14 protein-coding genes and 2 pseudogenes are annotated in these 15,218 nt (G+C 67.6%); 5 read left to right on the top strand and 11 right to left on the bottom strand.

Features of this window, described 5'->3' with window-relative positions; translation table 11 throughout:
- Window positions 1-155: 155 nt before the first annotated feature.
- Both metG and serS read right to left on the bottom strand, forming a co-directional pair.
- Complete coding sequence (metG, locus tag ABZU99_RS27915; RefSeq protein WP_356047305.1) at window positions 156-1,880, bottom strand: methionine--tRNA ligase; 1,725 nt, start codon at window positions 1,878-1,880, stop codon at window positions 156-158.
- Between the two features lie 622 nt (window positions 1,881-2,502).
- Window positions 2,503-3,795, bottom strand: coding sequence for a serine--tRNA ligase (serS, locus tag ABZU99_RS27910; RefSeq protein WP_356047303.1), 1,293 nt, complete (start codon window positions 3,793-3,795; stop codon window positions 2,503-2,505).
- Between the two features lie 341 nt (window positions 3,796-4,136).
- On the opposite strand from serS, the gene ABZU99_RS27905 reads away from it, so the two are divergent.
- Window positions 4,137-4,655 carry a proline dehydrogenase gene (locus ABZU99_RS27905; RefSeq protein WP_356047301.1) on the top strand — a complete coding sequence of 173 codons (519 nt, stop codon included), beginning with the start codon at window positions 4,137-4,139 and terminating at the stop codon, window positions 4,653-4,655.
- A gap of 179 nt (window positions 4,656-4,834) precedes the next feature.
- Here the strand turns inward: ABZU99_RS27905 and ABZU99_RS27900 are convergent.
- From ABZU99_RS27900 to ABZU99_RS27870, 7 genes and pseudogenes are all read right to left on the bottom strand, one after another.
- Window positions 4,835-5,419 (bottom strand): annotated as a pseudogene (locus ABZU99_RS27900) (hypothetical protein).
- Between the two features lie 146 nt (window positions 5,420-5,565).
- A pseudogene (locus ABZU99_RS27895) lies at window positions 5,566-5,832 on the bottom strand (hypothetical protein).
- 154 nt (window positions 5,833-5,986) lie between these two features.
- Entirely contained in the window at window positions 5,987-6,580 is a 594-nt protein-coding gene (locus tag ABZU99_RS27890; protein WP_356047299.1) for a class IV adenylate cyclase, read from the bottom strand.
- Window positions 6,581-6,597: 17 nt separating this feature from the next.
- Window positions 6,598-7,254: a class I SAM-dependent methyltransferase gene (locus tag ABZU99_RS27885; protein ID WP_356047297.1), complete on the bottom strand. Its 657-nt coding sequence runs from the start codon at window positions 7,252-7,254 to the stop codon at window positions 6,598-6,600.
- Window positions 7,172-7,813: a hypothetical protein gene (locus ABZU99_RS27880; protein ID WP_356047295.1), complete on the bottom strand. Its 642-nt coding sequence runs from the start codon at window positions 7,811-7,813 to the stop codon at window positions 7,172-7,174. Before ABZU99_RS27880 ends, ABZU99_RS27885 begins: the two co-directional genes overlap by 83 nt.
- A complete protein-coding gene (locus ABZU99_RS27875; RefSeq protein ID WP_356047293.1) occupies window positions 7,806-8,708 on the bottom strand; it encodes a radical SAM protein in 903 nt (300 codons plus the stop codon). Before ABZU99_RS27875 ends, ABZU99_RS27880 begins: the two co-directional genes overlap by 8 nt.
- Window positions 8,709-8,781: 73 nt before the next feature.
- Entirely contained in the window at window positions 8,782-9,507 is a 726-nt protein-coding gene (locus ABZU99_RS27870; protein WP_356047291.1) for a haloacid dehalogenase-like hydrolase, read from the bottom strand.
- 94 nt (window positions 9,508-9,601) lie between these two features.
- Here ABZU99_RS27870 and ABZU99_RS27865 point away from each other — a divergent pair, with 94 nt between their 5' ends.
- Window positions 9,602-10,375, top strand: a complete 774-nt coding sequence (locus ABZU99_RS27865) for an XRE family transcriptional regulator (RefSeq protein WP_356047289.1) — start codon at window positions 9,602-9,604, stop codon at window positions 10,373-10,375.
- Entirely contained in the window at window positions 10,362-10,829 is a 468-nt protein-coding gene (locus tag ABZU99_RS27860) for an NUDIX domain-containing protein (RefSeq protein WP_356047287.1), read from the top strand. Before ABZU99_RS27865 ends, ABZU99_RS27860 begins: the two co-directional genes overlap by 14 nt.
- Here the strand turns inward: ABZU99_RS27860 and ABZU99_RS27855 are convergent.
- Window positions 10,817-11,380, bottom strand: coding sequence for an HD domain-containing protein (locus ABZU99_RS27855; RefSeq protein ID WP_356047285.1), 564 nt, complete (start codon window positions 11,378-11,380; stop codon window positions 10,817-10,819). The two genes, ABZU99_RS27860 and ABZU99_RS27855, sit on opposite strands and share 13 nt — an antisense overlap.
- A gap of 144 nt (window positions 11,381-11,524) precedes the next feature.
- Between ABZU99_RS27855 and ABZU99_RS27850 the strand changes: the two genes are divergently transcribed.
- A complete protein-coding gene (locus ABZU99_RS27850; RefSeq protein ID WP_356047283.1) occupies window positions 11,525-12,508 on the top strand; it encodes a hypothetical protein in 984 nt (327 codons plus the stop codon).
- 205 nt (window positions 12,509-12,713) lie between these two features.
- Here ABZU99_RS27850 and ABZU99_RS27845 read toward each other — a convergent pair whose 3' ends face one another.
- Window positions 12,714-13,535, bottom strand: a complete 822-nt coding sequence (locus ABZU99_RS27845) for a serine/threonine protein kinase (RefSeq protein WP_356047281.1) — start codon at window positions 13,533-13,535, stop codon at window positions 12,714-12,716.
- A gap of 315 nt (window positions 13,536-13,850) precedes the next feature.
- Here ABZU99_RS27845 and brxD point away from each other — a divergent pair, with 315 nt between their 5' ends.
- Entirely contained in the window at window positions 13,851-15,203 is a 1,353-nt protein-coding gene (gene brxD, locus ABZU99_RS27840) for a BREX system ATP-binding protein BrxD (protein ID WP_356047279.1), read from the top strand.
- Window positions 15,204-15,218 lie beyond the last annotated feature (15 nt).

Below are 15,218 nucleotides of genomic sequence, written 5' to 3'. Positions count from 1 at the left end.
GTCTCCATCAACGCGTTGCAATAGAGGCTAGGGCGGCAGATGTGATCAAGGCAATCACATTGCCGCTTTAGGGGGTCACCCGAAGAATGGGGTCGGGTGTCGTACAGCCCGCACCGCTCGTTGAAGAACGGACGGTACGGGCTCGGGAGACACGGTCAGGCTTCCGGGGTGCCGCCGAAGCGCTCGCGGTAGGACTCCAGGTCCTCCTCCGTGATCTTCGCGAAGAGCACCGGCGGCACCGTGAAGGCGGTGCCGGCCGGGACGGTGTCCAGGGACTTGGCCTGCTCCGCCCTCAACCAGGTCGCGGTGTCGTTCTCCAGCGCGAAGGCCCCGCGCATGGCGGCCGACGAGGTCGGGATGAACGGCTCGGAGACGACCGCGTACAGGTGGATCAGGTTCATCGCGGTACGGAGGGTCAGCGCGGCGCCGTCGGCGTCGGTCTTGATCTCCAGCCACGGGGCCTTCTCCTCCAGGTAGGAGTTGCCCGCGGACCACAGCGCACGCAGGGCGGCGGCGGCCTTGCGGAACTGGAGGGCCTCCATCTGCTCCTCGTACTCGCCGAGCAGTCGTGCGATCTCCTCGCCCAGCTTCGCCTCCGCCTTGCCGGCGGCGTGCCCGGCCGGGACCTCGTCGCCGAACCGCTTGCGGGAGAACGACAGCACGCGGTTGACGAAGTTGCCGAGGGTGTCCGCCAAGTCCTTGTTCACCGTGGCGGTGAAGTGCTCCCACGTGAAGGAGGAGTCGTCCGACTCGGGGGCGTTGGCGATCAGGAAGTAGCGCCAGTAGTCGCCGGGCAGGATCCCCAGGGCAGCGTCGGTGAAGACGCCGCGCTTCTGGGAGGTGGAGAACTTGCCGCCGTAGTACGTCAGCCAGTTGAAGCCCTTGACGACGTCGACCTTCTTCCAGGGCTCGCGCACGCCGAGCTCGGTGGCCGGGAACATCACCGTGTGGAAGGGGACGTTGTCCTTCGCCATGAACTGGGTGTAGCGGACGGTGTCGTCGGCCTCGTACCACCACGACTTCCAGTCGCGGGTCTCGCCGTCGGGGGCAGCATCTGCCCACTCCTTCGTCGCGCCGATGTACTCGATCGGGGCGTCGAACCAGACGTAGAAGACCTTGCCCTCGGCCGCGAGCTCCGGCCAGGTGTCAGCCGGGACGGGCACACCCCAGTCCAGATCGCGGGTGATGGCCCGGTCGTTCAGGCCCTCGGTCAGCCACTTGCGGGCGATGGACGTGGACAGGTGCGGCCACTCGGCGCTGACGGTGGCGATCCACTCCTCGACCTCGTGCTGGAGCTTGGACTGCAGCAGGAAGAGGTGCTTGGTCTCGCGGACCTCCAGGTCCGTGGAACCGCTGATCGCCGAGCGCGGGTCGATCAGGTCGGTCGGGTCCAGGACGCGCGTGCAGTTCTCACACTGGTCGCCACGGGCCTTGTCGTAGCCGCAGTGCGGGCAGGCGCCCTCGACGTACCGGTCCGGCAGGAAGCGGCCGTCGACCGGCGAGTACACCTGGCGGATCGCCCGCTCTTCGATGAAGCCGTTCTCGTTCAGCTTCCGGGCGAAGTGCTGGGTGATCTCGACGTTCTGCTGCGAGGAGCTGCGCCCGAAGTAGTCGAAGGCGAGCTCGAAGCCGTCGTACACGGCCTTCTGCGCGTCGTGCGCCTGCGCGCAGAACTCGGCGACCGTCAGACCGGCCTCCTTGGCGGCCAGCTCGGCCGGCGTGCCGTGCTCGTCGGTGGCGCAGATGTAGAGGACGTCATGGCCGCGCTGGCGGAGGTACCGGGAGTACACATCCGCCGGAAGCATCGACCCGACCATGTTGCCCAGGTGCTTGATCCCGTTGATGTAGGGAAGCGCGCTGGTTACCAGGTGTCGAGCCATCCTCGGATGCTCCATTTCGTACGTACGGCGCCGGTGGCGCTGCCACGGCGGGCCCAGGTCGGGAGGCTTGCAAACGACGCGGACCACGCAGGTCGCGGGGGAGCGTCACACGCCGTGACGGATCGTGGTTGCAGGCCGCCGCCATCGTATCGAAGGCGCTGGAACCCTTCGCGGTGATTTGAGCGCCGGCCAGAACGGCCGAAAGTGCTCGGCCGTGCGGGGCAGGCGGCCAAGCGAGTCCCGTACGGCCGAGGCACCCTCATTCTAGGGCCGGGGGCTGCCGTGGAGTCGCCGCCGAAGCCCGACGCAATGAGACCGGCATCATCGCCGAGATCACCGGCTTCCTCGGCGTCTACACCAACCCGAACCGCATCGTCGCCCTACACCGACGGCGAGATCCGCCCGCAGTACGAGAACACCTACATTGGCCGTCCCGTCGGCGCCGCAGCACCTGCGGTGATACTGGGGGCTGTGCACAAGCGGCGGTGGAATGAGGCGGGGCCAGCCCAGCCGTTCCAGCGAATACGACTTCGCTTGCTCCCCGGTGATCCACACTGTTGGTTCAGCGAGATGCCCCGTGTGAAGGCGTAGCTACAAGCGAAGTCGCAGACGCCGCGTAACGCTATGCCTCCGGTGTTCCGTCCGCCGAGATGCGGCGGAAGCCGAGGTACGGGAAGAGTGATTCGGGCAGGACGATGGAGCCGTCCTGCTGCTGGCACTGCTCGAGGAGCGCGGCCAGGGTGCGGCCGATGGGGAGGCCGGAGCCGTTGAGGGTGGCGACGAGCTTGGGCTTGCCGTCCTGGCCTCGGGTCCGGATGTTCGCCCGGCGGGCCTGGAAGGTGCCGAAGTTGGAGACCGAGGAGATCTCGCGGTACGTGTTCTGGCTCGGGATCCAGACCTCGAGGTCGTACGTGAGCTGGGCGGAGAAGCCGGTGTCGCCGGCGGGCAGCTTGATGACCCGGTAGGCGAGGCCGAGCTCCTTGAGGCACGCCTCGGCGTGGCCGACCATCTCCTCCAGCTCGGCGTCCGCCGTCTCCGGGTCGACGATCTTGACCATCTCGACCTTGGCGAACTGGTGCTGGCGGATCAGACCGCGGGTGTCGCGGCCGTACGAGCCGGCCTCGGACCGGAAGCACGGGGTGTGCGCCGTGAACGCGAGCGGCAGCTCGGCGGGCGGGATGATCTCGTCGGCGTAGAGGTTGGTCAGCGGGACCTCGGCCGTCGGGATGAGGAAGAGCTCCCGGTCGGCGACGCCGGTCTTGAACAGGTCCTCCTCGAACTTCGGGAGCTGGCCGGTGCCGGTCATGGTCTTGCGGGTGACTAGGTAGGGGACCGCGTACTCGATGTACCCGTGGCGTCGGGTGTGGATGTCGAGGAAGAGCGTGGCCAGGGCGCGCTCCAGGGCGGCGCCGGCGCCGCGGGAGACCGCGAAGCGCGGGCCGGACAGCTTCGTCGCGCGGCCGAAGTCGAGGATGCCGGTTGCCTCTCCGAGATCGACGTGGTCCTTCGGCTCGAACGGGAACGCGGGAGGCGTGCCGACGCGCCGGATCTCGATGGCGAACTCCTCGGAGTCGCCATCAGGCGCGGAGTCGTCCGGCAGGTTCGGGATGCTCAGGAGGAGTTCGCGGAGCTGTGCCTCGATCTCTTCCTGCCCGGCTTCGATGTCGCGGACCTGCTCCTTGATCTCGCGGGCGCGCTCCTTCAGCTTGCTGATGCCACCGCCCTGCTTGGCCGTCTGCTGGACCTCGCTCGCCACTCGCTTGGACTCGGCCCGCAGCTCGTCGGCCGAGCGGATGCTCTGGTTGCGCCGAGACTGGAGGGACTCCAGCTCGGACAGGTCCAGGGAGTAACCGCGACGAGCGAGCCGACGAACCGCTTCGGCACCCAAGGCAATCAGGGCGCGGGCATCATGCATCAGGAAGATCCTTCTGATCCAGCGAGTGATGGGCTACGGGATCGACGGTAGCAACTACAGAAGTAGCGCCGATCTGAATTTCCGTCGACCACGTAGCACTGGGCAACCGAGTGCTCGTGGCCGCTCTTGTCTTCTCTACGAGGGCCGCGGAACCCCGAGAGCACTGGTGGTCACCACTCACGAGGCAGGTATCTCAGTGTCGAGGTACTGCTGCACCGGGTAGCGGCGGACCTTGCTTCATGCGTCCAGCCAATGAGCCATTCTGGCCGTCCCTCTCAGGTCTCCCGCGAGGCTGCAGCCCCGGCTGCTGGCGGCTCAGATGTGAAAGGCAGAATCGGATCATGGACGCTGGACTCGCCGCACTGCTCGGCGCTGCCGTAGGTTCGCTCGCCACCCTCGGCGCGGCGATCGTGAACGGGCGGGCGGCGGCACGCTCGCAGTTCGGCCAGTGGCGCAGGCAGCACCGCAGGGACGCCTACGCCAACTACCTCGGCGCTCTTCATGACCGTGACATCGCCATGGACGCCATCTTCGCTGCACTGCTGCCGGACATCCCTGACCTGCAGGATATCGACGAAAAGGTGCAACGCCTCGTCGTGCTGGCGCGGGAGGTCCATCGTGCCGTCGAGATCGTCGTCCTTGAAGGACCGTCTTCCGTGGTGAAAGCAGCCGAGCAGGTGACTCACACATCCGGCAAGCTCTCTGAGGTTATGCGGCGCATGGTGCAGAACGCCCACGCAGGCGACGCCTCACTCAAGGCAACGGACGGCGCTCTGGCCGCCGAGCGACAGCACCTGCTCTACCAGGCCGTGAAGAGCTTCCGCACGGCAGCCGGTGATGTCCTCGGCAGCGGAGACTGACCATCCCGTGACGACGGCGCCGCGCAGCCGGTCAGGGGTGATCAGGCGTATACGGCCGTGCCACGTGGGGCAGTTGGCGGCAGAGGAGATCCCCGCGAGGCTCTTACGCCTTGCCCTGTGGTCCCCACCCCGAGGTGCTCATCGGGTCCACCCCCTCGGTGGTCTGCGACAGCGGATCCCTAGTTGACGGACGCGGCCGGGGCCGCCTGCTCCTTGCGCGCCTGCTCAGCGGCCTCGAAGGTGGCCGTGAACTCGGCGAGTTCCTCCTCGGCCATGAGGTGCATGCCCAGCTCATCGGCCACGGCGCCGATGCGGGCGACGGCCTCGTTCCGTGCGGTGGAGCTCGCCTCGTCGTCGAGGAGCACCTCGAACTCGGCGTGGTGCCCCCAGGCATCGCTCCATTTCACGGCGATCTCGACACCGCGGAAGCGGAAGTTGTGGCGCTGGTTGAACGCCTGGTGCATGGCGTCCTCGAAGCCGAGGGCGTTGAAGATCCGTACGGCGGCCGGAGCGTCCTCGCGGCCGATGGCGAACTAGGTCTCCGGGAAGGCGACGCCCTAGCCGATCTTGCTGGCCTTGAGCGTGATCTTTGCAGAGCCGGCCGCCATGTTGTCCGTGACCTTGAGCAGCTGGTCGGGCAGCACGTAGAAGAAGATGCTCTTGTCGTCGCAGCCGAGGTCCTCGGCCTCCTGCGTCAGACGCGCGAGGAGTTGCTCGTGCGCACCCTTGTCGAACCGGGCGCGCATCTCGATTTCGATGGCCACAGTGGCTCCCTTACAGAAGCGGGCATGGGTGATCCGCCCGAGCCAGGCATAGCGGGGCTGGCTCAGTTCAATGCGGTGTGTGATTGATCAAGCGTCCAGGCGGTGCGGTACGCGGGCGCGTGCCGCACCGCCGCAGGGGAGGAGCGTCAGGCGAGCTCGCCGAAGCGGTCACGCACGATGCCCTCGTGCACGTAATTCGGGAGCGGTACGCCGCCGACGGACACGCGCTTGGTGGCGACCTGTTCTTCGGTCTCGTCCGGGAAGCCCTACAGCTGGAGGCACTGCTTCACCCACTCGCGGGACTTCTCCCAGTCGCCTGTGTCGCGGCTGCGGACGGCGAGCGCGAAGGCGGTCTCCGTCGGGGCCTGGCCGCAGGCCACATGATGGGGCCGATTCACAGGACGCGGGTCCATCGCAGGCCGCAGTACAGCCAGCAGAAGCCGTCGACCCAGTGGTTGGCGTCATCGGGCGTTGCCGCGGCGGACAGGCCGTCGCGAGCGAAGCTGGCGATACGTGGGATCGCCCTGTGGGCGTGGCCAGGTCCAGAATCTGCCTTTGCCCTCAGGGTCAGTTGCTCTGAACGGTCGCGGGGGTGGGTCCGCTCTCGAATGCGCCGGCGTCGGCGAAGAGGAGGGTGGGTTCGGCGAGGATGTCGCGGCCGGCCTCGCTCTTGTAGATCTCGTCGACGCTGCCGAAGCGGGCTTCGGAGTAGTCGAGTTCGAGCAGGGCCGCCGCCTGCCGGACGGACGCCTCGTCGGGTCCTTCGATCTCCAGGAAGGTGGGGAGGTCGGGCCAGGTGTCGAAGTCGAAGGCGACCTCGCCCAGGCGCCACTCCTCGCGGTAGTTCTCCTGGTAGCGGACCTCGGTGAGGCCGAGGTGGCGGAGGATGTCGGCCATGGCGTGCAGGTCGGTGACCTCGGTCTCGATCTCGGTCGTGCCGTCGATCGTGGTGGCGTCGGTGACCTGCTTGAGCGTGAGCGTCGAGCGGGTGCCCTCGTCCCGCAGGCGGAGCCACGCACCGCCGTCGAGGGCGTCGTTCTCGAAGATCTTGCGGGTGAGGAGGGTGCGCGGGAACGCCTGGACGGCGCCGAGGGTGGTGAGCTTGGCCTGAAGGTCGGCGACATCGACGGCCAGGAACTTCGCCTCGTACTCGTGCTTCATGAGTCCTTCTTTCCGTATCAGTGGGGGAGGGTGGAGGTTCGGGCCGCGAGGAGGAGGCCCATGCGGTGGGTGTGGTCCTGGAGCTGGCCGATGTGCGCTCGCTCGGTGAACTCGTTCGTGCGCAGGGTCAGCAGCACGTCCCAGTCGCCGATGAAGTGTTGCCGCAGGCGTTCGGGGGAGGTGTAGTGCTCGACCAGGTGGTGGCGTTTCTCGACGGGCATCATGAACTCCGCGCCGAACAGCCCGCCCGGACGTACCAGACGCTGCATGCGATCGACGAACTCGGCGAGTGGACGGTGGTGGTTGGCACTGTAATGCCATGAACAGCTCGTCCAGACAGCGTCGCACGGGATGTTCAGGGGCTCGCCGTGAAGGAGGTCCTCCTCTACGACCCGTACGCGGTCGTTGAGTTCTTCGAGTTTGAGTCGGTCGATCAGGCCCATCGCGTGGGCGTGATTGTCACCCGGGAGGTGGACCTCGCCACCGTGCAGGGCACGCGCGTCGCGTTCGATGGCGATGACGCGGTATCCGGCGGCGGCGAGTGGCAGTACGAACTTGCCGTCGCTCGCGCCGACGACCGCGACGGTGGCGTCAGGGGCAACCCGCTCCCTCAGCGTGGCAAGGAACTGGGGGAAGAAGGTGAGGGTGTGCTCCCACAGGCTCTGTGTCTGCACGGGAGTGTGCTCCTTGCGTGTCGGTGGCGACGATCGCCTGGAGGACCTCGTCGGGGCTGAGGTCCGTGGTGTCCACGCGGTGCATCGGGAACGGGGCGTAGGCGTCGGTCACCCGGTCCGTGACGGTCTCGACGAGGGCGTCCCAGTGGGAGACCGGCTTGTCCCGGGCGGCGAGGCGGCGCCGGCGCTCGTCCTCGGCGCAGACAAGGTGGTAGGTGACGGGTTGGGGCAGGGCGGGCGGCAGTGTGATGCCGAGGCCGGCCCCGAGGGCGCGGTGGTTGGCGAGGCAGCGGGCGAAATAGCTCTCTACGACGACCGGGACGCCGGCCGCCAGGTGGCGCCGTATCTCGTCGGCCGCGGTGAACAGCGCGGAGAGGTAGAAGCACATCCGTGCCTCGACGTTCTTCCGTCTGTCCACCTCACGCCTCAAGGGCTGGAAGACGGGTGGCACGGTGGGGATGAGGATGGCCTGGCGGGCCTCGGCCAGCATGGGCGCGATGGTCGACTTGCCGGTGCCCCGTAAGCCTTCGAGGCTCTCGAACAGCGGGCGGTCAGGCACGGGCGTACACCACGTCCGGCACCGCGAGGGCGAGCTCGTCCGTGGCGGAGGGCCGGTGGACGATGTGGTTGGCGGACTTCTCGTACCAGAACGCGTGCGAGTCCTTGCCGACGGCCTTGCAGGACATGGTGAGCGCGCCGCGCGGGTCGGCCTCGATCCGTTCGATCTCACCCGGGCCGTCGGCCGGCGCGCAGATCTCCGGGGCGCCGTGCTCGGACAGGTCCTCGTCGACGATGACCTCGATGGCCAGTTCGGCCGTCTGGAGTTCCTCGCGGAGCCTGCCGTAGGCGGTCGGGTCGGTGACGAGCAGTTCGGGGTGGTCAGCGGCGTTGCCGACCGCCCGCAGGTGGTGCAGCTTCAGCTGACGCACCCCAAGGCGGGTGAGGGTACGTGCCAGGGGCAGCACTTCGTTGATGTTCTGGGAGGTGACCGTCATGGTCACCCCGGTGGGGACACCGAGCCGTCGGGCGAGGGCGAGGGCTTCGAGCGCGCTCTGGTAGCTGCCCGCCTTGCGGATACGGTCGTTGGTCGAGCCGATTCCTTCCAAGGAGACGCGCAGTAGGTCCAGGTGGGGAGCGATCTCGGTCAGGCGGCGCTCGATCCGGTACCCGTTGGTGCAGATCTCGACCTGCTGGCCCAGTTTCTCCTTGGCGTGTCGGACGACCTCGGCGAGGCCCTTGTAGACGAACGGTTCCCCGCCGAGCAGGGTGACGGCCTCGGTGCCGTACTGCTCGCGCATCAGCGTGATGATGTTGATGGCTTGCTCGGAGGTGAAGGCGTCGGCGTGCTGGAGTCTCTTGCCGTGGAAGCAGTGGTCGCACTCGAAGTTGCAGCGGTACAGCAGCTGGAGGTAGAGCATCCGGATCTTCCGGATCCCGGTGACTTCGCCGATCACGTGGGCTCCTTGGGCTGGTTGCCTGATGGGAGCCCTGATACTGGCCGAGCGTCCGGGGACCGCATCACCGCGTCTAGGGACAGCCCAAGGACGTCCTGGGACGTTTTCCGTGCGCTGCGAAGGTTTCCAGGAACCCGAGAAGCTCTGCGGTATCCGACAGATCCGGCAGCACCACGGACGCGCCGGCGGCGGCCAGCTCCTCGGCGCTGTGGATGCCCGAGGCGACCGCGATGATCCCGGAGTCCGTGGCGAGGGCGGCCTCGACGTCCCGCGGTGTGTCCCCCACCAGCACGATGGGCACGTCGGCTGCCACGTCGTGGAGCCGCCGGGCGCGCTCGCGGGCGATTGCTACCAGGTCGGGCCGGAGTTCGGCGTCAGCGCCGTAGGCGCCGGCGGACAGGTCCAGGAGGGGATCGAGGTCGAAGGCGGACAGTTTCACACGGGCGTTAGTGGCGATGTTGCCGGTGAGGACCGAAGACACCCAGTCATCATGTGCCGAGGTCGCCTTGAGTGCCTCGCGTACACCTGGCAGAGCGGCCCCCCGTAGCCGGAGATCGCCGAGGCGCTCCTCACCAGCGTGGGCGAGGGCGGCTTCGACAGCGGGCCAATCCGGCTCGGGCAGACCGTCCCGAGCGAACATGTCGCGCATGATCAGGCGATCCGTACGTCCCTCCGTGCGTGCCGGCCCAGTTGGCCGACGTCCCGAGAGTGCCGAAAAGGCAGCCGCGTAGATCTCCTTGCTCACCCCCGCGTTCTCGATGAGGGTGTGGTCGATGTCCCACAGGACGATGAGCTCCATGCCGCCAGGGTAGGCACCTCACGCGACAGAGGTCCCACGAGAACGTCCCATAACGTCCTTGCGTGATCACGCCGGGCACCGCTTCCATAACTCTGTGAACGACCGACTGCACTCCGTACTCGCCCAGCGCGGCGTCTCACCCGAATCGCTCGCGGAAGTCTGCGAGGTGGACCCCAAGACGGTAAGCCGCTGGCTCGGCGGGCGCGTTCCCCACCCACGCCACCGCTTCCGGGTCGCGCGCCACCTGCGCGTGGAGGAGACGTTCATCTGGCCCGCCCCACCACGACAGGCCGCGCGGCGCGGTGGCGGGTTAGCCACCGAGCTTGTCGGCACCTACCAGAACCGGGCGAGTGTCCCGCGGGACATGTGGATCTCCCTGCTGCGGGAGGCTCGGGAGGAGATCGGCGTCCTCGTCTTCTCCGGCACCTTCTTCGCGCAGTCCAATCCGCACGTCGCCAAGATGCTCACCGAGCGCGCTTCCGGCGGTGTCCGAGTACGGCTGTGCTTCGGCGATCCGGAGGGGGAGGCGGTCGTCATCCGGGGCCGAGAAGAGGGCATCGGCGACACCTTGGCTGCCAAGATCCGCGCCTCCTTGACGTACTACCGTCCCCTGCTGGCCGAGGCCGGATGCGAAGTGCGGCTGCACGACACCACCCTCTACACGTCCCTGTTCCGCTACGACGACAACCTGCTGGTCAACCCGCACGTGTGGGGACAGCCGGCCAGTGCCAACCCTCTGCTCCACCTCAACAAGGTTGACGACACGGGGTGGTTCGACAACTACGCTCAGAGCTTCGAAGCCGTCTGGGCCGGCGCACGGCCCTGGACACCCGAGCAGGAGGGGACCGCCGCACATGGGCAGGACTGAGTACTACAACGACCCCACCGCGCCGAAAGCGAACACCCTCATTCCCGCCAGTAACCTGCTCGTCGTCGACGACAGCGGCGCCATCCTGCTCCAGCGCCGCCGCGACACCGGTCAGTGGGCCCTCCCGGGCGGCGCCCAGGACATCGGCGAGACCGCCGCTCAGTGCGCGGTGCGGGAGTGCCTGGAGGAGACCGGCATCGTCGCCGAGATCACCGGCTTCCTCGGCGTCTACACCAACCCGAACCACATCGTCGCCTACACCGACGGCGAGATCCGCCAGCAGTACGAGAACACCTACATCGGCCGCCCCGTCGGCGGCGAGCCCACCATCAACGACGAGGCCGACGGCGTCCGCTTCGTCAAGCCCGCCGACCTCGACGAGTACGACATCCACCCCAGCATGCGCCAGCAGATCGGCGACTACCTCGCCGGCACCTACCCCTACCTCGGCTGAGCCGTCAGTTCTGCACTCACCCGCGCCACGGCGGCGAAGATCTCCGGCGCCGCCCGACGAATGAACCGCCCCACGATGCTCTCGGCCCCGTAGCGGCCGAGAATCTCCGCGACCCGTTCCTGCGCGGTGGTTCGGCGGCCGTCGGGCGTGGTCGTCATGTCGCAGTACACCAGCGCGTCGACCAGCAGTGGCTCCTCCAGCAGCGGGAACTCCGCCGCCAGCTCCTCCCGCAGCCCGCGCTCCTCGGCCTCCAGCAACGCGAACGAGTGGTTCGCCACCAACCGCACCAGCCGCTCATCAGCGCCGTGTGCCTCACGGAGGAACCGAGCGCCGTCGAGCGGATGGAACCCCGTCGCGGCCAAACGGGGCGCATACCCGACGTCATGCAGCACCGCGGCGGCGATCAGCAGGTCTCCATCCTTCCCTAAGATCCGCCCGATCTCGGCCGCGCGGGATGCGACTCCCTGGCTATGCGTCCACCGCCGAGGGAGCGCATCACCGAGCTCAGCCTCTGCGATCTGCCTGGCCCAGTCCACCATCCCCTCGTCCATGGCCCACTACATGCCCGAAAGGAGTGGCTTCCAGTCGTACTGGCTCTTGTCCCTGGGGCATGCCATTCCCGAATGATGAGGGCCGAGCGATAGCAGACCGAGAAATCCCTCGCACAGAGGGAAGGATTCCCTCACCCTTGCAGAATGCCGCACATCGTCACGCCGCGCCTGCAGTACGCCTCCACCGCCGCACGCCCGCGCTGGGGCGACCTTCCACAGGGCATCCGCCAGCTGATCTCACGGCACCTGGGCGGCGCAGTGGAGGCAGAAGCAAGCGCAGGTAGCGGCTTCACCAGTGGCTTCGCCGCGGTGGCCCACGGGACCAGCCGCACACAGTTCATCAAGGCGGTCAATGGCGAGACGAACCCCGTGATCGCCAACTGCTACCGGCGGGAAGCGTTGATCAACAGGGCGCTCCCGCCGGAGGTTTCAGCACCGCGCCTGCAGTGGTTCGAGGAACAGGACGACTGGGTTGTCCTCGGCTTCGATGCCGTCGACGGTGGCCGCATGCCCGCCGAACCTTGGGAGCCTAACGAGCTGGACGCCACCCTTAACGCCTACGCCACGACGGCCGAGGCGCTCGCCGCCCCCTCTCCGTCGATGCTCGAACTCGCTCTCAAGCCGGTCGACGCCGAGGGCGACTTCACCGACTGGCGTGACCTCCAAGCAGGTGGCACGAAGCCGGAAGATCTGCCGGCGTGGGTTCCGCTCCAGCTCACCCCACAGCTGGCCGAACTGGAAAGCAAATGGCGGACGGCCACAGCGGGCCACGCCGTCCTGCACCACGACCTGCGCCAGGACAACGTGCTCATCGACACCAGCGATGCTGCGTGGATCTGCGACTGGAACTGGCCCTGCCTTGGAGCAAGCTGGTTCGACCTCGTTCTGCTTCTCGCCACGGCATTTGCCGACGGCCACGACGCCACCACCCTGTTTGCGGCACATCCAACCACCCACGGAGTCGCTGACGAACAGCTCGACGCAGCCCTCGCAGCGCTCTCCGGCTTCTTCCTGGCTTCCGGCACACAGCCATCGGCGGACTGGTCACTGCATCTCCGTCAACATCAGACATGGTGTGGCGAAGTCACTCTGCGGTGGTTGGCTGACAGGCGCAGATGGATCTTCTGAGCCCGAACGATCAGCCTATGCACGGCACAGGCGACGGACCAGATGCCGATCGCCGTGCCAGGCACATCCCGGAGGCGCACGGCGTCCTGCTGCGCTGATCTACTGCCCGTTGCTTCCTGCGACCGTTGAACGGCTTGAGGGCGGCTCTGCGGCCATGCGGTGGCCGGCAGACCGTGTCGATTCACTCGCCACGAGAGCCGAAAGATCACCCTGATGTCTTGCTTGCGCCGGACCATGCTTGGGTGAGGGCTTTGACCGAGGTGAATCGGTCGGCCGGATCAGCCGCGGTGGCATGTTCGATGACCGCGAGCTGTGAAGGCGAGCCACGCCACTCCTGCTCCTCGTCGCCGGCATCCAGCAACAGTCGCAGTACCCGGCCCAGCACATAGACGGTCGTGCGAATGTCGATGGTCGAGCCCTTGACGAACTCTTCAGGCGCCATGAAGCGCCGTGAGCCAGGCAACCGGTCGGCCTCCAGCACGAACGGCCCAGGCCGGTACTCGTCCAGATCGCACAACACCATGCGACGCGCTTCGAAGTCGTACAAGAAGCACCCGTCATACAGATCGACAGCAACAAGACCAGCCTGCTCGACTGCCAGGTGCGCGTCGAGGATCTCGTCCAGGGCCCGCAGGATCTCAGAAACAGGAAGCGCGCGGAACCGGGCCATCGGACTCACCAGAGCCGACCGCCCACCGCGGCGGGAGGCAGTCGGGTGATACAGGACCTCACCCTCGACCCACGGGTAGACCAGCGCCAGACCGCCTCGGACCCGGAAGTGGTGACCCAGGGGCACAACCGCCCCGTGCCGTACCGCGTCATGCACCTCTACGGCGCGGCGCAACGATGCCGTTGCTGACGGAGTGGTCGCACCCTTCACGAACCACGGCTTGTCGTCGACAGCGACCCCGAACGAGACACAGCCCGAGTCCTGATCCCGGAAGGCTCGGAATACGGTGCCCACTTCTTCCAGGTACGTCTCCAGAACGCCGACGGATTCGGCACTCAGCAGCGGGTGCGGTGACATGGCACACCATCCTGTCAGCTTGGCCGCAACCACGCCCGTGAACCGACGGGGTCCTACCGGCGGGGACGAGTGCGCAGGGGGATGACGGTGAGTCTCGCTCCGCGCTGGCTGAGTCCAAAACGTCGGGTGCCGCGACGCTGTCGAGCTGAGCGAGGTGACGTTCGATCGCGGCGACACTGGCCGAGTTGTCGATGGTGGCGACACAGTTGACGGTGACCTTGAGCGGGTCGGCGACCAGACCAGCGCGGCGAGTCTGCGGTCCGGCGTCGGCCTCGGTGTCCGGCCAGGCTGGCAGCCGAATGGGAGACTGTTCGGGTGAATGCGTTTGGATCTTCAGCATCCGGGGCTGCCACCCCGGTCGGCGCCGTGCGACGGCGCGCCGTGGTGGACGCGCTGCGGCGCGGCGCCGTCCCCGAGAGCGGCCTTGACCTGCTTGCCACCGGTCTCGGCCGCTTCGAGCAGGCAGTCGACGAGGAGCTGGACACTGTCGCCGCCGGCGGCTCGGTGTTCAAGGCCGTGCGCGGCGAGTACGGATCCGGCAAGACCTTCTTCACCCGCTGGCTCGGCGAACGCGCCAAACGACGCACCTTCGCCGTAGCCGAAGTACAGGTGTCGGAGACCGAGACCCCGCTGCACAAGCTGGAGACCGTCTACCGGCGACTCACCGAACGCCTGACCACCGCGAGCTTCCCACCCAGCGCCCTGCGGCCGGTCGCCGACGCCTGGTTCTACGCACTGGAAGAGGACGCGCTCGCCGACGGGGCGAGCGAGAACGAGCTGCCGCAGGCCGTGGATCGGCTGCTCACCGCCCGCCTCGCCGAGGTCTCCCGACACGCCCCCGCGTTCGCCACCGCCCTACGCGGATACAAGCAGTCCCTGGAGGCCGGAGACGAGGCCACCGCCGCCGCGGTCATGGCTTGGCTCGGCGGCCAGCCACACGTCGCCGCAGCCGCCCGGCGCAGCGCAGGCGTCCGCGGCGACCTCGACCACTTCGGCGCCTTCGGCTTCCTGCAGGGCCTGCTCACCGTGCTCCGGGACGCTGGGCACGCGGGACTCGTCCTCGTCCTGGACGAAGTAGAGACCCTGCAACGGGTCCGCTCCGACGCCCGCGACAAGGCCCTCAACGCGCTCCGGCAGCTCATCGACGAGGTCCACTCCGGTCGCTTCCCGGGCCTGTACCTCGTCATCACCGGCACCCCCGCCTTTTACGACGGACAGCAGGGCGTACAGCGACTAGCGCCGCTCGCCCAGCGCCTTGCCACCGACTTCACGACCGATCCCCGCTTCGACAACCCTCGGGCTGTCCAGATCCGGCTGCCCGGATTCACCGAGGAATCACTGACCAGTCTGGGTGCCACCATCCGTGACCTGTACGCGGAAGGCTCCCAGTCTCCTGACCGGATCAAGCAGCTCGCCGACGACACGTACCTCACGGACCTGGCGCGGGCAGTGGGTGGGGCTCTCGGCGGAAAGGTCGGAGTGGCACCACGGCTGTACCTGAAGAAGCTGGTCGGGGACGTGCTCGACCGGATCGACCAGTTCGCTGACTTCGACCCGCGCACGCACTACAAGCTGACAGTGGCCAGCGGCGATCTCACCGCCACCGAACGGAACTTCGCCGCGCCCGCGCCAGCCGCCTCTGCGGACGATCTCGACCTTGAGATCTGAAGTCCCATTCTCCGA

Origin of the sequence: Streptomyces sp. NPDC005266 (assembly GCF_040607655.1) — a bacterium.
GTDB lineage: Bacteria > Actinomycetota > Actinomycetes > Streptomycetales > Streptomycetaceae > Streptomyces.
The sequence above is the reverse complement of the archived record's forward strand: the minus strand, read 5'-3'. Positions and strand labels throughout refer to the sequence as shown.